The organism is Aurantimonas endophytica (assembly GCF_014196845.1).
Lineage (GTDB): Bacteria > Pseudomonadota > Alphaproteobacteria > Rhizobiales > Rhizobiaceae > Aurantimonas > Aurantimonas endophytica.
This window is the reverse complement of the sequence record NZ_JACIEM010000002.1, coordinates 261,152-279,851: the sequence shown is the minus strand read 5'-3', so window position 1 is coordinate 279,851 and position 18,700 is coordinate 261,152. Positions and strand designations below refer to the sequence as shown.

Annotated in this window: 19 protein-coding genes; 9 read left to right on the top strand and 10 right to left on the bottom strand. The window is 68.5% G+C overall.

Going from position 1 to position 18,700, the window contains the following annotated elements; all coding sequences use genetic code 11:
• Positions 1–266 precede the first annotated feature (266 nt).
• Positions 267–1,163, bottom strand: a complete 897-nt coding sequence (locus GGR03_RS09060) for a LysR family transcriptional regulator (protein ID WP_183207315.1) — start codon at positions 1,161–1,163, stop codon at positions 267–269.
• A 96-nt stretch (positions 1,164–1,259) separates the two neighbouring features.
• Here GGR03_RS09060 and GGR03_RS09055 point away from each other — a divergent pair, with 96 nt between their 5' ends.
• Positions 1,260–2,108 (top strand): SDR family oxidoreductase, encoded by an 849-nt coding sequence (locus GGR03_RS09055; RefSeq protein ID WP_183207314.1) that lies wholly within the window; start codon positions 1,260–1,262, stop codon positions 2,106–2,108.
• 14 nt (positions 2,109–2,122) lie between these two features.
• Positions 2,123–2,605, top strand: coding sequence for a lipocalin-like domain-containing protein (locus GGR03_RS09050; RefSeq protein WP_343058687.1), 483 nt, complete (start codon positions 2,123–2,125; stop codon positions 2,603–2,605).
• Positions 2,606–2,843: 238 nt separating this feature from the next.
• On the opposite strand, the gene GGR03_RS09045 is transcribed toward GGR03_RS09050, so the two are convergent.
• The 3 genes from GGR03_RS09045 to GGR03_RS09035 form a co-directional block, all read right to left on the bottom strand.
• Positions 2,844–3,899 (bottom strand): MBL fold metallo-hydrolase, encoded by a 1,056-nt coding sequence (locus GGR03_RS09045; protein ID WP_183207312.1) that lies wholly within the window; start codon positions 3,897–3,899, stop codon positions 2,844–2,846.
• A gap of 28 nt (positions 3,900–3,927) precedes the next feature.
• On the bottom strand, positions 3,928–5,547 hold the full coding sequence (locus GGR03_RS09040) for a GMC family oxidoreductase (protein WP_183207311.1): 1,620 nt from the start codon (positions 5,545–5,547) through the stop codon (positions 3,928–3,930).
• A gap of 163 nt (positions 5,548–5,710) precedes the next feature.
• Positions 5,711–6,913, bottom strand: a complete 1,203-nt coding sequence (locus tag GGR03_RS09035) for a zinc ABC transporter substrate-binding protein (protein ID WP_183207310.1) — start codon at positions 6,911–6,913, stop codon at positions 5,711–5,713.
• An 84-nt stretch (positions 6,914–6,997) separates the two neighbouring features.
• On the opposite strand from GGR03_RS09035, the gene GGR03_RS09030 reads away from it, so the two are divergent.
• From GGR03_RS09030 to GGR03_RS09005, 6 genes are all read left to right on the top strand, one after another.
• The gene (locus tag GGR03_RS09030; RefSeq protein WP_281378981.1) at positions 6,998–7,891 is read left to right on the top strand and encodes an ATP-binding cassette domain-containing protein; all 894 of its coding nucleotides are present in this window, start codon (positions 6,998–7,000) and stop codon (positions 7,889–7,891) included.
• Positions 7,884–8,714: a metal ABC transporter permease gene (locus GGR03_RS09025; protein WP_183207309.1), complete on the top strand. Its 831-nt coding sequence runs from the start codon at positions 7,884–7,886 to the stop codon at positions 8,712–8,714. The genes GGR03_RS09030 and GGR03_RS09025 overlap by 8 nt, the downstream gene beginning before the upstream one ends.
• The gene (locus GGR03_RS09020; protein WP_183207308.1) at positions 8,711–9,112 is read left to right on the top strand and encodes a Fur family transcriptional regulator; all 402 of its coding nucleotides are present in this window, start codon (positions 8,711–8,713) and stop codon (positions 9,110–9,112) included. Before GGR03_RS09025 ends, GGR03_RS09020 begins: the two co-directional genes overlap by 4 nt.
• Positions 9,113–9,189: 77 nt before the next feature.
• Positions 9,190–9,672, top strand: coding sequence for a cupin domain-containing protein (locus tag GGR03_RS09015; RefSeq protein ID WP_183207307.1), 483 nt, complete (start codon positions 9,190–9,192; stop codon positions 9,670–9,672).
• Between the two features lie 7 nt (positions 9,673–9,679).
• The gene (locus tag GGR03_RS09010) at positions 9,680–10,624 is read left to right on the top strand and encodes a ribokinase (RefSeq protein WP_246367761.1); all 945 of its coding nucleotides are present in this window, start codon (positions 9,680–9,682) and stop codon (positions 10,622–10,624) included.
• An 83-nt stretch (positions 10,625–10,707) separates the two neighbouring features.
• On the top strand, positions 10,708–11,247 hold the full coding sequence (locus GGR03_RS09005) for a cytochrome b (RefSeq protein WP_183207306.1): 540 nt from the start codon (positions 10,708–10,710) through the stop codon (positions 11,245–11,247).
• Between the two features lie 3 nt (positions 11,248–11,250).
• Here GGR03_RS09005 and GGR03_RS09000 read toward each other — a convergent pair whose 3' ends face one another.
• Genes GGR03_RS09000 through GGR03_RS08985 form a run of 4 tightly spaced genes read right to left on the bottom strand, consistent with a single transcriptional unit; the run spans position 11,251 to position 14,462 of the window.
• Positions 11,251–12,036 carry a class I SAM-dependent methyltransferase gene (locus GGR03_RS09000; protein ID WP_183207305.1) on the bottom strand — a complete coding sequence of 262 codons (786 nt, stop codon included), beginning with the start codon at positions 12,034–12,036 and terminating at the stop codon, positions 11,251–11,253.
• Entirely contained in the window at positions 12,033–13,079 is a 1,047-nt protein-coding gene (locus GGR03_RS08995; RefSeq protein WP_183207304.1) for a glycosyltransferase family 4 protein, read from the bottom strand. Before GGR03_RS08995 ends, GGR03_RS09000 begins: the two co-directional genes overlap by 4 nt.
• A complete protein-coding gene (locus GGR03_RS08990; protein ID WP_183207303.1) occupies positions 13,076–13,474 on the bottom strand; it encodes a 6-pyruvoyl trahydropterin synthase family protein in 399 nt (132 codons plus the stop codon). The genes GGR03_RS08995 and GGR03_RS08990 overlap by 4 nt, the downstream gene beginning before the upstream one ends.
• A 16-nt stretch (positions 13,475–13,490) precedes the next feature.
• The gene (locus tag GGR03_RS08985; protein WP_183207302.1) at positions 13,491–14,462 is read right to left on the bottom strand and encodes a zinc-dependent alcohol dehydrogenase; all 972 of its coding nucleotides are present in this window, start codon (positions 14,460–14,462) and stop codon (positions 13,491–13,493) included.
• A 303-nt stretch (positions 14,463–14,765) separates the two neighbouring features.
• Here GGR03_RS08985 and ribA point away from each other — a divergent pair, with 303 nt between their 5' ends.
• Entirely contained in the window at positions 14,766–15,899 is a 1,134-nt protein-coding gene (gene ribA, locus GGR03_RS08980; protein WP_343058686.1) for a GTP cyclohydrolase II RibA, read from the top strand.
• 13 nt (positions 15,900–15,912) lie between these two features.
• Here ribA and GGR03_RS08975 read toward each other — a convergent pair whose 3' ends face one another.
• Both GGR03_RS08975 and mdoH read right to left on the bottom strand, forming a co-directional pair.
• Entirely contained in the window at positions 15,913–16,626 is a 714-nt protein-coding gene (locus tag GGR03_RS08975; RefSeq protein ID WP_246367759.1) for an FkbM family methyltransferase, read from the bottom strand.
• 47 nt (positions 16,627–16,673) lie between these two features.
• Complete coding sequence (mdoH, locus tag GGR03_RS08970) at positions 16,674–18,587, bottom strand: glucans biosynthesis glucosyltransferase MdoH (protein WP_252920177.1); 1,914 nt, start codon at positions 18,585–18,587, stop codon at positions 16,674–16,676.
• Between the last annotated feature and the right edge of the window lie 113 nt (positions 18,588–18,700).

Below are 18,700 nucleotides of genomic sequence, written 5' to 3'. Positions count from 1 at the left end.
TGCCGATCGTCTTGAGCGGTACTTCTCTTGGGATCTGAATGAGCAGCCATGGTCATGCCTGCGCGCAAAGTTCTTATCTTCGCGCAGACGCGCGACGATACTTCCCCCCAGGCTGACGGTACGTGCCCCCGGCATCGGCTGCTTTCGGATACCCAAGCGGAGGCTCGCTTGACGCGCTCCTACCGACCGGAGAGGCAGAAAGTCTGGCGTTCCATCGTCCCGGTCTATGCGGGCGGCCGAATGGGCGGATTGCCGTCCCGGCTGGGTTAAGCGGCGTCCACCTCTTTCAGAACATCGATGAACGCCCGCAGGGCGGCCGGGACGTGGCGGTGGCCCGGATAATAGAGGCATAGGCCCGGGTAAGACGGGCACCAGTCCTCCAGCACCGCGCGCAGCCGCCCTTCACGGAGAGCGGCTGCGGCGAATGCTCCCGGCACGAAAGCGACACCGAGGCCGTCGGTTGCCGCCGCGGCCATCAGGCGATTGTCGTCGAGCGTCAGCGTTCCGGGAACGTCGACGACGATCTCTTCGCCTCGCCGCTCGAACTCCCAGCGATAGAGCTTCCCGCTCGGCAGACGATGGCGGATGCAGCGATGTCGGCGAAGATCTTCCGGCGCGATGGGGATGCCGTGACGTTCGAGGTAGCCTGGCGCCGCGACCGCCAGAAACCGCACCGTCCCGCCGAACGGGACGGCGATCATGTCCTGCGGCACCGACTCGCGCAGCCGGACCCCGGCGTCAAACCCTGCCTCGACGATGTCAATCAGGCGGCCGTCGGTGACGAGATCCAGGGCCACGCCCGGACAGCGGTCAGTAAAAACCGGCACCACCGAGCGCAGGAGATACTCTGCGGCAGCCGCGCCGCAATTGATGCGGAGCGTTCCGCCGAGGGCACCCGCCTCCCCCGTCACGGCATCCAGCGCCTCGTCGAGCTCTCGGAGGATCGGCGCGAGCCGCCGCAGAAGCGCGCCACCGGCCTCCGTCGGCGTCACGCTGCGGGTCGTGCGGTTGAGGAGACGCACCTTGAGCGTGCGTTCCAGCGCGATGACCGTGTGGCTGAGGGCGGACCGCGAAGTTCCCAGCGCGTCGGCGGCCTGCCGGAAGCTGCGGTGGCGTGCCACGGCAGCGAAGGCCGTGAGTTCGGCCAGGCTTGGCCTGGGCATTGGTGCAAATCCTTCACGAGGCCATGCCGATTGGATGATCTAATCGCACCGGAGGAGAATCGCTAGATCTGGGTCACCAATGAAAAGGAGATCTCCATGAACAAGACCTGGCTGATCACAGGCGCCTCGTCCGGCCTTGGCCGGACCATGAGCGAAAAGCTTCTCGCCCGCGGTGACCGCGTCGTCGCGACCGTCCGCCGGAAGGAGGCCCTCGACGAGCTCGCGCAATCGCACCGCGAGCGACTGCACGTGGCCGTGCTCGACGTCACGGATACCGGTGCCGTCAACCGCACGATCGCCGATGCCTTCGAGGCGATGGGCCGCATCGACGTCATCGTCAGCAATGCCGGCTACGGACTGTTCGGGGCCGCCGAAGAAGTGACGGATACGCAGATCGACCGGCAGATCGCGACCAATCTCGTGGGCTCGATCCGGGTGATCCGAGCGAGCCTGCCGCATCTGCGGGCGCAAGGGGGCGGGCGCATCATGCAGGTCTCCTCGGAGGGCGGACAGGTCGCCTATCCCAATTTCAGCCTCTACCACGCGACGAAGTGGGGCATCGAGGGCTTCGTCGAGGCGGTGGCGCAGGAAGTCGCGCCCTTCGGCATCGACTTCGTCCTCGTCGAGCCGGGACCGACGTCCACGAACTTCGCGGCGAGGCTGGATCGTGCCGACGCGCTGCCGATCTACGACGCGACGCCGTCCGGCGACATCCGTCGCGCCCTGGCCAGTGGCGGCTTCGTCGTGAAGGGTGATGCCAGGCGCAGTGTCGACGCCATGATCGCCGCCGGGGATGCGGCGCGTCCCGCGTTGCGGCTGGCGCTCGGCAGCACCGCCTACGAGAATATCGAGACAGCCCTGAAACGGCGTCTGGATGCGATACGATCCCAGAAAGCCGAGGCCCTCGGTGCCGACGCGCCGATCGCGGTGGAGACGGTGCGATGACGGGCGCAACGCATTTGGCCGGTTGGCTGCTCCTCGGGCTTTTACTCACGGTGACGTCGGCAGAAGCGCAAGCGCCGAACCAGTTGCTGGGGACATGGCGGATGGTCTCGGCAGAGATCGAAGGCGAAGGAGGCAGTATTCCCGCCTACGGACAGAGGCCGAACGGAATGCTGGTGTTCACGCCCGACATGCACTTCGTGGAGGTTCTGACCAATGGTGACCTTCCGCCCTTCGCGTCCAGCGTGCGCGGCGGAGGAACGGCCGAGGAGAACGCCGCGGCCATGGCCGGCAGCATCGGCTTCTTCGGCACCTACACGGTCGACGACGACGGCGCCTTCGAGGGTAACAGCGTCACCGGGTCGACCTTTCCGAACTGGATCGGCAGCGTCAGGACCACGCGCGAGCTGCAACTGCGCGTCGAGGGCGACCGCATGTTCGAGAACTTCCAGCGTCCCGATGGGACACGCATCTCCATCGTCTTCGAGCGGGTACGATAACATCTGAGATGTTATCCATACGGTCGCGGGCCGCGCTGCGGCAGCCGTGTCCGTGTCACCTCAACCGACGAGCGCGCCCTGCTGGGAGCCGCCGGCTCTCAGGCGAGACTCTATCGCCTCCGCGTCCATGAGCCGGCCGAAGAGATAGGCTTGCCCTTTGGCAGCCCGTGATGCGCAGGTCTCCGTTCGCTCTAGCGCAACGGGGAGTGGCCGAGGAGGGCTTCGCCGCTCCTGCCGGCTACGCGCTCGTCCAGACCTGGCCGGGGCGTGCGGCGACGAAGCTGCCGGGCGGGATGTCGCGCGCCTGCAAAGCCGCCGCCAGATCCTGAGCCGGTTGCGCGACACCCTCGTCGGTCAGCTGGAACGTTCCCCAATGACAGCCGAGCGCCTGTCGCGCGCCGAGCAGTTGGAAGGCGCGGACGGCTTCCTCGGGATTGATGTGCTGGTCCTTCATGAACCACCGCGGCGCGTAAGCCCCGATCGGCAGCAGCGCGAGGTCGATCCGGCCGGCATTGGCCGCTGCCTGCCGGAACTGGTCGCCGTCGCCGAAGCCCGTGTCGCCCGCATAATAGAGCGTCCGGCCTACAACAAGCAGGGTGAAGGCGCACCACAATGCGCGATTGCGGGTTCCGGGGCCTCTCGTCGACCAGTGGCGGGCGGGCTCGAGCCGGACGGAAACGCCCGAACCCAGCTCGACCGTGTCGCCCCAGTCCGCGGTCACGATCCGCATGTCACGCGCGCGGCCGTGAATGACGCGGTCATTGCCGAGCGGCGTCACGAAGAGCGGCGCGTCTCGCTCCTGGAGGCGGACAAGGGTGGCTCGATCCAGATGATCGTAGTGATTGTGGCTGACCAGCACGACATCGATCGCCGGCAGGTCGTCGAAGGCGATCCCCGGCACGTTCCTGCGCCGCGGCCCGGCAAAGGCGACCGGGCTGGCGCGCTCCGACCAGACCGGATCGATCAGGATGTTGAGGCCGCCGCCCTGGATGAAAAAGCTGGAATGGCCGACCAGGACGACGCGCATCCCGGCATCCACTCGTGCCGGAGGACGATCGAGGGCAAAAGGACTGGGGTAGCCGTCCGGCCACTCGGTTCGCTCACCGCTCCACTGCCAGCGCAACAGGTCACGCAGTCCCTTGGCCGGCGTGTCGTCCGGATTATGGAAGCGTTCGCCGTCGAAATGGTCGCTCACCGGGATGGGGCTCGGCTGCGGGCCTCGCGCACTGGCCGATGTCGTAGCCAGGAGGGGGAGCGCGCCGACCAGTTTAACCAATTCGCGGCGATTGAGCATGCGTCGTCCGATTCTGTCGTGGATGGTTTCATCTGCCGTCGGCCAGCATCATTCGCGCCGCCTTTTCCGCGATCATGATCGTCGGGGAATTGGTGTTGCCGGAGGTGATGGTGGGCATGGCCGAGGCGTCGGCGACGCGCAGGCCGGCAATGCCGCGCACGCGCAGCCGCTCGTCGAGCACCGCCATGCGGTCGCCCTCGGGGCCCATCTTGGCCGTGCCGACCGGATGGAAGATCGTCGTGCCGAGGGCGCCGGCCGCCACCAGCATCTCCTCCTTCGAGGCGACATGGGCGCCGGGCTTGTACTCCTCCGGCCGAAAGCGCGCGAGCGGCGGCTGGGCGACGATGCGGCGGGCCCATTCCAGGCTCTCGACCGCCACCTCGCGATCCTCGTCGGTGGCGAGATAGTTCGGGTCGATCTCCGGCGGATGATCGAAATTTGGCCCCGACATGTGGATGCGGCCGCGGCTGGTCGGCCGAAGGTTGCAGACGCTTGCCGTGAAGGCCGAGAATTTGTGCAGGCCGGCGCCCCAGTCGTCGAGCGACAGCGGCTGGAAGTGGAACTCCAGATTGGCGGTGGCGTAGCGTGGCGCGGATTTGACGAAGGCGCCGACCTGGCTCGGCGCCATGGTCAGCGGCCCGCGGCGGCGCAGCGCATAGTCGACGCCCATCATCGCTCGGCGGAAAAGATTGGCGTATTCGGAGTTCAGCGTCTTGATGCCATGGACCTTGTAGATCGGCCGGATCTGCAGATGGTCCTGCAAATTCTCGCCGACGCCCGGCAGATGGTGACGGCATTCCAGCCCGTGGGTGCGCAGGCGCTCGCCGTCGCCGATGCCGGAGCGCTCGAGGATCAGCGGCGAGCCGGCGGCGCCGGCGGACAGCACGATCTCGGCCCGCGCCCGAGCCTCGATCGCCTCGCCGTCCCTGCGGTAATGAACCGCCACGGCCCGGCCATTCTCGATCGCGACCTTCTCAATGAGCACGCCGGTGGCGACCGTCAGGTTCGGGCGGTGCAGGGCCGGCTTCAGGAAGCCGCGTGCCGCGCTCCAGCGGCGGCCGCCCTTCTGGTTGACCTGGAAATAGGCCGAGCCTTCGTTGTCGCCGGTGTTGAAGTCGGCGATCTTCGGCACGCCCGCCGCCTCCGCCGCGTCGCGCACCCGGTCGAGGATCTCCCATCTGATGCGCGGGTGCTCGACCCGCCATTCGCCGCCGGCGCCGTGGAAGGCGCTCTCACCGTCGACATGGTCCTCGATGTCCTTGAACACCGGCAGGACGTCGTCCCAGCCCCAGCCGGTAAGTCCCAGCTGGCGCCAGTGATCGTAGTCGGCGGCCTGGCCGCGCATGTAGATCATGGCGTTGATCGCCGAGGAGCCGCCCAGCGTCTTGCCGCGCGGATAGGCCAAGGCCCGGCCGTTCAGCCCCGCCTGCGGCACCGTCTTGAACATCCAGTCGGAACGCGGATTGCCGATGGCGAAGAGATAGCCGACCGGGATGTGGAACCAGATCCAGTTGTCCTTGCCGCCGCCTTCGAGCAGCAGAACGCGGTTGCGCGGGTCCGCCGACAGGCGGTTGGCGAGGACGCAGCCCGCCGAGCCGGCCCCCGCGACGATGTAGTCGAACTCCTCGATCGTCCGATCGTCGGCCATGGCTCTCCCCCTCCCATGCTCTCTGGCCGGACGATGCGCGGGACAGCTACCCGCCACGTCCGATCGCCAGAGACCATCCGACTTAGCGCGAGGGGGTGTGAAGGCTCAATGGCTGACCTCAGGCGGCACGGATCTGTGACCGTGCACGCCGCTGCGCCGAGCGTCAGCTGGGGTCGGCGAGGCACTCGCGCATCGATGCCGCCATCGTTTCGATCAGCTCGAAATAGAGCTCCGGCCCGTCCGCGATGGCAGCGCCCAGTGGATCCAGCTCACCGGTGCGCGCCTCGGTGCCCTCGGTAACGACCGAGATGATGCGCGGCTCGAACTGAGGCTCGGCGAAGACGCAGGTCGCGCCGAGCTCGCGCACCCGCGCCTGAATTTCCGTGACACGCTCGGCGCCCGGAGGCGTCTCGGGGTTGATGGTGATCGAGCCGGCCGCCTCGAGCCCGAAGCGGTCCTCGAAATAGTGGTAGGCATCGTGGAAGACGATGAAGCCGCGATCCTTCACCGGCTCCAGCTGGGCCTCGACCTCTGCCGTCAATGCGTCGAGCCGCTGGTCGAGCGTGGCGGTGTTGGCGGCGTAACGTTCGGCATTCTCCGGATCGGCGGCGGCGAGCGCCGAGCCGATGGCCGCGGCCAGCGCCTTGGCATTCTGCGGATCGAGCCAGACATGCGGGTCGAAGTCGCCGTGGTCGTGGCCGCCTTCCGACGCTCCGTGCGAACGGTCGTGATTGTGGCCGGCGCCGGCAGCAGCCTCCTCGTGCGCATGATCGTGGCCCGCGGCCGGTTCTTCATGAGCGTGATCGTGCGTCGCCTCGGAAGCCGATGCCCCGTGATCGTCATCGTGGGAATGACCTGCCGCCGCCTCATGGGCGTGGTCGTGATGCTCGCCGCCAGCCTCGGCTTCGTGGGTATGGTCGTGGGTCTCGCCGGCGGCTTCCTCGTGGGCATGATCGTGACCGCCCGCCGCTTCGGCCGCGCGCCCCTCATGGGCGTGATCATGCGCCTCGAACGCACCGCCTTCGCGGAACGGCAGGAGCTTGAGGCCGGGCGCGTCGATCAGGGACACCACCGTGGCGCCGGTGCCGATCGTCTCGACCGGCCGCTCCAGGAACGTCTCCAGCTCATGGCCCATCCAGAAGATCAGATCGGCTTCCTCCAAAGCAGCGGCCTGTGACGGCTTCAGCGCGTAATTGTGCGGCGATCCGGCACCCGTGACGATCAGCGACGGTTCGCTCACACCCTCCATCACCGCTGCGACGAGCGAATGCAGCGGCTTGATGGAGACGACGACGTTCGGGGCGGCATTGGCGATCCCTGCGGTGGCCAGCAGCAGCGAGGCCGAAAGGGCGAGACGACGGACCATGCAAGGCTCCAAGTGCTTGTTTTGTTATCACGTTACAATATTGCGTAACGCTATAACGTATGAGATAGGGAAGCTCAAGCACCCATGCGCATCCGCCAGATATCGGTCACGATGACTTCTCCCTCTCCTCTCGTATCGCTCGCCGGTGCCGGCATGCAGCGCTCGGGCCGTTGGCTGGTGCGCGGCGTCGACCTCGAGGTCCGGCCCCGCGAGATCGTCACGCTGATCGGGCCGAACGGCTCGGGCAAATCGACGACGGCGAAGATGGCGCTCGGCATCTGGCTGCCAGCCGAGGGCACCGCGCGGCGCGCGGACGATCTGCGGGTCGGCTACGTGCCGCAGAAGATCTCCGTCGACTGGACGATGCCGCTCACCGTCCAGCGCTTCATGCAGCTGACCAATCGCCTAACCCCCGACGAGGTTGGCGTCGCATTGGCGAGCACCGGCATTTCGCATCTGCGCCACGCGGAAGTGCGCGAATTGTCGGGCGGCGAGTTCCAGCGTGCCATGCTGGCACGGGCGATCGCGCGCAAGCCGCAGCTGCTCGTTCTCGACGAGCCGGTGCAGGGCGTCGACTTCTCCGGCGAGATCGCACTCTACGAGCTGATCGTGACGATCCGCGACCAGCTCGGCTGCGGCATCCTGCTGATCTCCCACGACCTGCACGTGGTGATGGCGGCCACCGACCGGGTCATCTGCCTCAACGGGCATATATGCTGCCAGGGCGCGCCGAGCGTCGTGGCAGCCAGCGACGAGTATCGCCGGCTGTTCGGCGACCGGACGGCCGACGCGCTGGCTCTCTATCGCCACCACCACGACCACACGCATCTGCCCGACGGACGGGTGCGCCAGGCCGACGGCAGCGTGACGGCCAGCTGCGCCGGCGGGCACGATCATTCGGCGCATGACCATGCTGACCACGATCCCGCCGCCGAACCTGCCGCCAGGACGCCGCGCCCCGAGGACATCCATGCTTGACGGATTTCTCGCCCGTGCCTTCGTGGCGGCCATCGGCGTCGCCCTCGTCGCGGGACCGCTCGGCTGCTTCATCGTGTGGCGGCGGCTCGCCTATTTCGGCGACACGCTGTCACACGCCGCGCTGCTCGGCGTGGCCCTCGCCTTCCTGCTGCAGGTCAACGTGACGCTGGCCGTCTTCGTCGTGGCGGCCTTCGTGTCGCTGGCGCTGCTGTGGCTGCAGCGCCGCGCCTCGCTCTCCTCGGACTCGCTGCTTGGCCTGCTGTCGCATTCCGCGCTCGCCGTCGGTCTGGTGGTGATCGCCTTCATGCCGTGGGTGCGGGTGGACCTGATGGGTCTCCTGTTCGGCGACATTCTCGCGGTCTCGCGCACCGACATCGCGCTGATCTACGGCGGCGGCGCCCTTGTGCTCGCCGTGCTGGCGGCGATCTGGCGGCCGCTCTTCGCCGCGACGGTCAATGTCGATCTTGCGGCCGCGGAGGGAATGCGGCCCGAGCGCGCCAACCTCATCTTCATGGTCCTGATGGCGACGGTCATCGCCATCGCGATGAAGATCGTCGGCGTCCTCCTGATCACCGCGCTGCTGATCATCCCGGCAGCCGCGGCACGGCGGTTCTCCGTGAGCCCGGAGGGCATGGCGGTGCTGGCCGCGGCGATCGGCGTTCTCGCCGCCATCGGGGGCCTTTTCGGATCGCTGCAATGGGACACGCCGTCGGGACCGACCATCGTCGTCGCCGCACTGCTCCTGTTCCTGATCAGCCTGTCGCCGCTGGCAGGCTGGGCCTTGGCGTTGCGCGGCAGGACAAGAGCCGGAGCCCGGTCATGACTTCGACGCACCCCGACCTGACGCGCAACCAGTCGCTGGTCTACACCGCCCTGACCCGCGCCGGCAGCCCGCTGAGCGCCTATACGATCCTCGACAATCTGCGCGAAGAGGGCCTGCGCGCGCCGCTGCAGGTCTATCGCGCGCTCGACAAGCTGGTGGAGATCGGCCTCGTCCACCGGCTGGAGAGCCTCAACGCCTTCGTCGCCTGCCATCACGGTCATGGCGAGCACGATGCGGCGGTGTTCGCCATCTGCGAGCAGTGCGGCAAGGTGCTCGAGTTGTCCGACGAGGCCACGATCCACCGGCTGGAGACGCTGGCAAAGAAGGCCGACTTCGCCGTCGCCAAGACGACGATCGAGTTGCGCGGCCGCTGCGCCGCGTGCGCCGCGGCTGCCTGAGGCGAACGCCGCCGAGGCTTTCGCTGGGCGGGCAGGCACGCTAGCCTTGCCGCAACCACGACCCGCGGACGAGCCTGATGACAGAACCCCATCCCGACGAGCCACGCTGGAAGCATGACGGTGTGCGCGTCATCAAGGGCGACCAGCTCGATCCGAATACGGCGCAGACGCCTGGCATGTTCCGCCAAGCGGCGATCAACCACGCCCGCGTCGGCGCCCAGAAGATATGGGCCGGCACGGTGACGATCGAGCCCGATGCCAAGACCGGCTTCCATCACCACGGGGCCCTGGAAAGCGTCATCTTCGTGGTTCGGGGAAAGGCGCGCATGCGCTGGGGCGAGCGGCTCGAATTCGTCGCCGAGGCGGGGCCCGGCGACTTCATCTTCGTGCCGCCCTACGTGCCGCACCAGGAGATCAACGCCGATCCCGGCGAGCCGCTCGAATGCGTGCTGGTGCGCTCCGACAACGAGGCCGTGGTGGTCAACATCCCCGATATCGACCCGGTCGAGAAGCCCGAGGCGGTCTATTGGGTTGACCCGATCCATCGCCATCCGGGTTGATCCGGCGATGAGCGAGCAACCGGATACGCCGCTGGTCGTGGTGTTCGGCTCCCTGAATGTCGACCTCGTCTGCCGGGTCGAGACCATCCCTCGTCCCGGCGAGACGGTGCTCGCGCCGGGCTACGACCAGCTCTTCGGCGGCAAGGGCGCAAACCAGGCGGTCGCCGCCGCGCGGGCGCTGGGCGGCGAAGGCCGCGTCGCGATGGTGGGCGCGGTCGGCGAGGATGCGCTGGGCGGAGCGGTCATCGACAATCTCGCCGGTGAAGGCATCGGCACTGCCGCCATCCGGAAGGCGGCGGACCGTACCGGATGCGCCTTCATCAGCATCGACGCCGCCGGCGAGAACGCCATCACCGTCGCCAGCGGCGCCAATGGCCGTCTCACCGCAGAGGCGCTGGGCGATGAGCGGCTCGATGCGCGAAGCGTCCTCGTGCTGCAGATGGAGACGCCGCTCACGGAAAACCTCGCCGCGGCGACAAAGGCTCGCGCTTGCGGGGCGCGGGTGGTCGTCAACCTGGCGCCGGTGCCGCGCCAGCTCGATGCGGCCACGCTGGAGCAGCTGCTGGCGCTGACCGACTGCCTGGTCGTGAACGAGACCGAGCTCGCAGCCGCTGCCGAGCTTGCGGGCCTTCCCGCTGGCGGCGCAGACGAACAGGCCGGCGCGCTGGCCGGGCGCCATGGCATCGTGGTTATCGCAACGCTGGGCGCCGAAGGCGCGATCCTCGCCGACCCTGTCGCGCCGCTTAACAGGATCGCCGCACACAAAGTGACCGTGGTCGACACGACCGGCGCCGGCGACACCTTCGTGGGCGTGCTCGCGGCCGGGCTCGCGACAGGACTCGCCGTCCCCGATGCGGCCCGCCGGGCGGTGATTGCCGGTTCCCTCGCCTGCCGGAGGGTCGGCGCCCAGTCCGCCATGCCGACAGGCGCCGAGATCGACGCGGCGCAATGATGACCGGGCGTGGCAATGCGGCGCTTCGCGGCGCAGCCATCTGCGGTTAAGCTCACTCAGCCTCCCGCCACGGAGCCCCGCCGATGACGCCGATCGATGCCTATCTGCCCGAGGACCGCCGCTACCCGGTCGTCTCCCGCGCCCTGCACTGGCTGGTCGCCGTTCTGGTCCTCGCCGTCTGGCCGCTCGGCATGGTGATCAAGTTCATCAACGAGGACACCAAGCTCAGCTTCTACATGCTGCACGAATCGCTCGGCTTCCTGATCCTCTGGCTGATGCTGGCGCGGCTCGCCGTCCGGCTGCTGCGGCCGCCGCCGCCCGGGCCGCCGCTGCCGGTCTGGGAGGCACGCACCGCCGCGGCGGTGCATGCGCTGCTCTATGTCGCGCTGATCGCCCAGCCGGTGATCGGCTTCCTGACGACCAACGCGTTCGGTTTCCCGCTCGACTGGTTCGGCCTCTTCACCGTCTGGAGCCCGATCGGCAAGTCGGACGCGGCGGAGACGCTGAAGAGCATCCACATCTTCCTCGGCTGGAGCATCCTCGTCCTGTTCGCGCTGCATATCGGCGGGGTGCTGCACCACCATGTGCTGCGACGCGATCCGACCCTGCAGCGCATGCTCTAGCGGCTACCGCGGCAGGGCCAGAACGTCGAGGTGGCCGACACGGCAGCCGCTCGACGCCACCACGCCAAGCCGCGCATCGAGCCAGCCAGCAATCGCGGCCTCTGTTAGTTCGCCGGTCTCGCGCACCGCCGCGGCGATGCCCTCGACGAACTTCGTCTGCAGCCCCGGCATGCTGGCGTCGAGCCGCCAGGGGCTTGGCGCCGTACGGACATCGAAGCCCTTAGCGGCAAGCTCCTCGGCGAGCACGGCGCCCGCGTCCGGTCCGAGCGCCGGGCCGAGACCCTTGTCGCCGCGCTGGTGTGCGTTGAACAGCGCCACCATGGCCGCGTCCTGCGGATGCGGCACGTCGAAGGCGATCGTCCCGTCATAGCTCAGCGCAGCATAGAGGCCGATGCGCTCGCGCGAGAGGCGCCTTGCGAGGCCGGCGACGAAGTTCCTCGACGCGAGATCGAACAGGGCCGAGGCGGTAGCGAGTCGGGCTGGCCTCAGTTCGAGCGCATCGAGATCTCCGAGATCGGCGAGCACCGTCTCGACCGAGCTGCCTGCCGGCCGGCGCCGCTCTGCCTCGGCCAGAAGGGCCGGATCGTTGTCGACCAGCCGCCAGTGCAGGCCCGGGACCAGCGGCCCGAGCGTGCGCAGCGTCGAGCCGGTGCCGCAGCCGAGATCGACGGCGAGCGCGTGGGGCTTGGCTAAAAGATACGCTGCCGCCGCTTCCAGGAGCCCGGTGTCGCGGGCGGCAATGTCGGCCGGCTCGCGCAGATCCAGCCAGCGGGCTTCGAAGCCGCTCATCGGGCCACTCCTTCCAGGGCTGCGGATAGGGTCGCTGCGGATTGGCGCCACGAGGGCAGCTTCTGCCCGGCCGCATGGGAGGCCGCGGCCATCGTTGTTCGCAGGTCGGCGTCGACCAGCAGCCGCCCGAGCGCGTCGGCAAAGGCGGTGACGTCGCCCGGCGGAACGAGGATGCCGGCCGCTTCGGGCACGACGTCGCCCACCGCGCCGGCCCGACAGGCCACGATCGGCAGGCCGTTCGCCATCGCCTCGGCGAAGACCATGCCGTAGCCCTCGTAGCGGCTGGCGAGGGCGAAGATGTCCGCGCGCTGGTATTCCGGCGCGACGTCCGGCAGGGCGCCGGCGAGTTCGATGCGATCGGCAAGGCCGCTGGCGGCGATCTGGTCGCGCAGCGCCGCAGTCGTCGCCGGGTCGGCGTCCATGCCGCCAACGATGCGGCAGCGCCAGTCACGGTGGGCAAGGCGGGCGAGCGCGGCGACCAGCGTCGCGTGGTCCTTGCGCGGGATCAGCGTGCCGATGGCGAGGATTACCGGCGCGCCGTCGCTGCTGGTGGCGCGCGGCGCCGCGTCGGTGCCGGGCAGCACGACGGTGAGGCGCTCGGCCGGGACGCCCCAGTTGGCGACAAGTTCACTTGCGGTGGCAGGGCTCGTCACCACCACCGCTTTGGCAAAGCCGAGCGCCGACCGTTCCGAGCGCTCGAGCCTGTCCCGCTGATCGGCCGAGAGCCCTGCCTCGAGGGCCAGTGGATGGTGCACCAGCGCCACGAGCCTCAGCCGGCCTGCCTCGGCCCGAGCGATGTCGGGCATGGTCCCGAAAGCAAGCCCGTCGATCAAAACCGTCGTCCGGTCGGGTATTGCGGCGAACGCGGCTTCCGTGGCTGCCAGGTCGCTTTCGGTCGGCGCCGGGAAGCTCCCGGGCAGCGCCAGGTGCGTCACGTTCCAGCCGAGGCCGCCAAGTTCCGTCAGCATCCGCCGGTCATAGCCATAGCCGCCGCTTCGGGTCTCGATGTCGCCGGGAATGGCAAAGACCAACGGTCGCGTCAAAGATCGGCCTCGTACCAGGCGCGCGCGACGTGAGATTCGTGCAGCTGGATCTTCAGGCGGACGACCTTCTGCCCGCCTGTGCCGAGGGCGCCGGCTTCGATCCGCGCAGCGATCTCCTTGAAGATGTGCCGCGCCAGGAACTCCGTCGTCGTCACCTTGCCGTTGAAGATCTCCAGCGCGTCGAGATTCTGGTAGGTCAGCGGCTTCAGCGTCTCCGACAGGATCTGGGTCGCGAGGCCGATGTCGATGGCCAGGCCATCGTCGTCGATGTCCTCGGTGAAGAAGGCCGCGTCGACCACGAAGGTCGCCCCGTGCATGCCCTGGGCCGGGCCGAATACCTCGCGCGGCAGGCTGTGGGCGATCATCATGTGGTCGCGAACTTCGACGGCGAACATGGGCAGTCCTTTCGGGTCAGTCGTATCGGATGCGATGGCAGAGCGTTGCCGGGTCGGAAAGGATCCCGGCATAGGCGCCGGCGAGATCGGCGAACCGCGTCTCGCCGGATATCAGGATGTCGAGCCGAAGATCGGCGAGGAGGTCGAGGGCCACGGCAAGGCGCCGGCGATAGTCCCAGCGCGCGCGCCGCTCCGGCGGCAACTGGCCGACCTGCGAGGCGACGATCGAGAGCCGCTGGCTGTGGAACGCGCCGCCGAGCGGCACCGCGACGGCACGGTCGCCGTACCAGCTCGCCTCGACGAGCCGCGCTTCGAAGCCGGCGCAGCCGAGCGCCGTGGCAAGGCCCGCCTCGCTGGCCGAGGCATGGACCACCACGTCGCATCCGGTCGGCGCATCCTCGGGCGCGGCAAAGCCGCAGCCAAGCGCGGCGGCGATTTCCGCCCGGCCGGCGTTGCTGTCGACCACGGTGACATCACAGGCCGGAATGCGAGCGGCGAGACTGCCGACCAGCATGCCGACAAGGCCGCCGCCGACCACCGCAACCCGGTCGCCGGGCCCGATCTTCGCGTCCCAGACGATGTTGAGGGCGGTCTCCATGTTGGCGGCCAGCACCGCCCGCTCGGCCGGCACAGCCCGCGGCACCGGCACGGCGGCCTCGGCCGGGACGGTGAAGCGATCCTGATGCGGGTAGAGGCAGAAGACCGTCTCGCCGATCCGTTCGGCCGGACCTTCGACGATGGCGCCGACGACCGCGTAGCCGTATTTCACCGGAAAGGGGAAATCTCCCTCCTGGAACGGCGCGCGCATGCGCCCGTATTCGCCTTCCGGCACCTTGCCGGCCGCCACCAGCGCCTCGGTACCGCGGCTGATCGCGCCGAACCGGCTCGCGACGAGGATCTCGCCCTCCGCCGGCGCCGGCAGGAAGGATTCCTGGAGCGCGGCACGGCCTTCGGCTTCCAGCCAGAAAGCGCGACAAAGTGTCGTCATCGCCCTTGGCCGGATGTCGTGAGCATTCCGCGCGAACCCCGGAAGCGGCCGCAGCGGTCCGCCCGCGCAGGACAACGCGGCATCGTCGGAGCTGATAGAGGTCTGTAATGCAAAGGCTAATCCCTGGGAGGGCGCGACGATCGCTGGAAAGACAGCGATGAAACTGTGGCTTTGCACATCTGCGTCAACGCGGCGCTTCGCCTCTCGCCGTTTTCGGATCGAAGACGATGTTTCTCCCATCGACTGCTGGCGTACGCGCCGGCAGACCCGACATGCGTGCGTGAGTACAGGCGAGGACGGGCCATGGGCAACATGATGATCAACGCGAAGACCGCCGCGGTGCCGGCGCTTCTGCCGGCAGCCGGGTCGACGGCAGCGATCCGCTGCGAGCGGGCAGCGGCCGAGCTGCGCTATGGTCGGCCGGTGCTGATCCGCGGCGAGGACGGCGCGATGCTCGCGGCGCTCGCTCTCGATGCCGCCGACCAGACCGGCTTCGATGCCTTCGCGGCGGCCGTCGGCAACCGTCACGACCTGTTTCTCACCGCGACGCGGGCAGCCGTGCTCGGCCTCACCGCGCCGACCGGCGCGCTGGTGCCGCTCGGCGGCGTCGGTTTCGCCGAGGCCTGCCATCTCGGCTATCTGCGCGGGGCCTTCCGGCTGGGCGACTGGCGCTCTGGCGGGCCGCTGGAGGCCGAAGCCGCCTCGGCCGCGCGGCTGGCGCTGCTGCTGCCGGCCGTGGTGTGCGGCAGGGTGGCGCCGGACAATCCGGCCTTCGCCGATGCCGTCTCGCTCGAACCCGGCGACCTCGAGGCCGCCAATCTTGCCTCGCTCGGGCGGTTCGAGGTCGTGGCGCGAACCGAGGTGCCGCTCAAGGGCATCGGTGCGGCCGAGTTCGTGATCTTCCGCGGCGGCCTGGCGCAGCGCGACCAGGTGGCGATCGTCGTCGGCGATCCCGACCGCCGCCAGCCGGTGCCGGTGCGGGTTCACTCGTCCTGCATCACCGGTGACCTGTTCGGCTCGCTCAAATGCGATTGCGGCGACCAGTTGCGTGGCGGCCTGAAGACCCTCGAGGAACGCGGCGGCGGTGTGCTGATCTATCTCGACCAGGAGGGTCGCGGCACAGGAATCGCGGCGAAGATGCGCGCCTACGGCATGCAGGGCGATGGGCTCGACACGATCGACGCCGACGCGCAGCTCGGCTTCGGCGCCGACGAACGGCGCTACGAGGCGGCCGCGGCCATGCTCTCCGGCCTCGACATCAGCCGCGTCGACCTTTTGACCAACAATCCGCTGAAGGTCGCCTATTTGCGCGCCTGCGGAATCGACGTCGTCTCGCGCACGCCGGTGCTCGGCCCGCTGACGGCCCAGAATACCGGCTATCTGCGGACCAAGGCAAGGCGCGGCGGCCACATGCTCGACCAGCTGTTCGAGGGCTGAGCCGCCGCCCTGCTCACGGTCCCCTGCCGCGGAAGCAGTAGACGTCGCCGGAATTGGCCGCATCCGGAAGTTCCCGCAGCTTCTCGCGCATCACGTCCTGTGAGCATGGCTCCTCGAAAACCATCTCGTGGGTCTCACCCAGCGAGAGGTTGAAGCGCCGATATCCCAGATCGCCAGCGCGGGCGAGGCTACGCTGCGCCACGTCGCGCTGCAGCGTGGTGAATTCGAACGACAGCACCTTGACCGGCCGGCTCAGCCCGGCCAGCACCCGGTCCTCCAGTCCTTCGACGTCGATCTTGATGAAGGCTGGCTCGCCATGGGTGACGATCAGCCGATCGATCGTCGTCGCCTCGACGCGGACAGTCTCGTCCCAGACTTCGCTGCCCCAGCCTTCGTGCCCCGCCGCAGCCGCGACCATCTTTTCCGAGGCCGTGGACACGGTCGGATTGGCGCCGTTGATCCTGAGTTCGAGAATGCCGGGCACCGTATCCACTGCGGCCTGGACGATCGTCACGGACGCGTCGCGGCCGAACAGCGCCCGCAGCAGGCGCGCCGGCCGCGGCTGCGGCTCGACCGCGACCACGCGGGCGCCGAGACGTCGGAGCACCTTGATCCGGTCCCCGACATGGGCCCCGATATCGAATACAAGGTCGCCGGGGCTGACGAACGGCCGGTAAAGCCGCTCCAGCCCGTCGTGATGGCGTTGATCGCCGTGATAGACGCGCAAGCTCCTCAGGATTCCGATCCAGCCGCGCAATTCCGCGCCAAGACGCATCAGCGACGACCCGCTTCGGCCTTGGCCGTCAGCGGGACGGCAGCGGGAAGCATCGGGGAGCTCCGGGCGTCGATACCGCGCCAAGGCCGCGCCTCGATCGGTATCAGCCCGCGCAGCACCCGCGGCAGGATGGATTCCTCCGGCGTCGCGAAGAGACCCGCCCGTGCCACCATCCGCCCGAAGCCGGGAGAGGCCGTGATGACGGTGAAGGGCACGGCGAGGCACAGGCCGGCGACGAAGGGCGCGCCCCAGAGCAGCGCTACCGGGTTGGCCGCATAAAGCACCGCCGCCATGGCGAAGCCGAGCAGCGTCTGCGGCCACATGGCCTTGAATGCGGAGATCCAGCCGACACCGAGCTTGTCGCGGTTCTGGCCGCTCCACGTCACCGAGCGTCCGAACGGCAGGCCCACGAGGAAGAGCGAGACATAGACCGCGACGATCGGCGCCATCAGCATCGACACCGGGATCTCGATCAGCGCCGAGGCGAGGAAGCGGATCGGCCCGCCATAGGCGCGGACGGCGCCGCGGGTCGCCAGCACATCGATCATGCCGGCGAGCTTCGGCGCGATGGACAGCACGAAGATGGTCAGGAACAGGCCGAGGCCGAGCTGCAGATAGGCCGGGTCGAACGTGCCGGTCACACCCTTCACGGTCGCGGCGATGGTCATCGCGATCCAGGCGGGCGGGGCCATGTACATGAGGATCGCCTGCAGGATCTGGAAACGGCTGATGGCCATCAGCCCCGAGGCGCGCAGGAAGCGCCAGTACTGCATGTTGCCCTGGCACCAGCGCAGGTCACGCTTGGCGAATTCCGGCAGCGTCGGCGGGCTGGTCTCGTAGCTCTGCGTCTCGACCGGCACGATCCGCACCTCGTAGCCGGCGCGGCGCATCAGCACCGCCTCGAGCTGGTCGTGGCTGAGCACGTGGCCACCGAGCGGGGCGCGACCCGGCAGGATCGGCAGCTCGCAGTGATCGCGGAAGGCGCCGGTGCGGATGACGGCGTTATGGCCCCAGTAGGAGCCGCAATCGGCCGTCCACCAGCTGGCGCCCATGGTGAAGGAGCGCATGCCATGGCGCATGCCGAACTGGAAGATGCGCGCGAAGCCGCTGGTCGCGGGCGTGCCGACGACGAGGCTCTGGAGGATGCCGAAGCGCGGATTGGCTTCCATCGTCGCGACCAGCCGCGCCATGACGTCGCCGGACATCACGCTGTCTGAGTCGAGCGGCAGGTAGAACTCGAAATCGTCGCCGTATTGATCGAGGAAATCGCGGACGTTGCCGGCCTTGAAGCCGACATTGTCGATGCGGCGGCGATAGACCGGGCGCATCGGATCGTCGTCGGCAAAGACCGTGGCAAAACGCTGGAACTCGGCTTCCTCGGCGAGCGCGACCTTCGGCTCGCTGGTGTCGCTGAGCACGAAGAAGCGGAAATGCTCGCGCAGCCCGGTGCGCTCGAGGCTGATGCGCATCGCCTCGATCCGCTCGAAGATCGGGCGCGGGTCCTCGTTGCGCAGGAAGACGGTCAGCGCGGTGCGGCTGTGCAGCTTGCGAACGCGTCCTGCCGGACCGGCCGAGAAATACGGATAGACGCTGCGCGCCGGATCGGCCGGACCATGCATCAGGACGAGGCCCATCACGGCATTCCAGAAGCCGAGCACCGTCCACGGCGTGGCCAGGAGGAAGCCGATCAGCATGACCCATTCGGCCGCATCGATGACGCCATCCGCCGACAGCAGCGTCACCACGCCGGCAGCCAGTGCGACCAGCGTTGCGACATTGAGGACGAGCACGATCAGCCGGCGCAGCGCGACGGGCATTCCGGACGCGACCGGCGCCGGGGGACGGCCGGTACCTTCGCGATCCTTTGTCGGGGAGAATGACAGTTCGTCGTCTGCCGGCGGCACTCGCAACACGGGTAGTTCCTTTTCGATGATAGCCTTCGCGACGGCACCGTCCCGATCGCGCCGAACAGCGCCCGGGACACCTAGCTAGAAAGCCGATGTCCCATGGTGAGTGCCGCATGCCG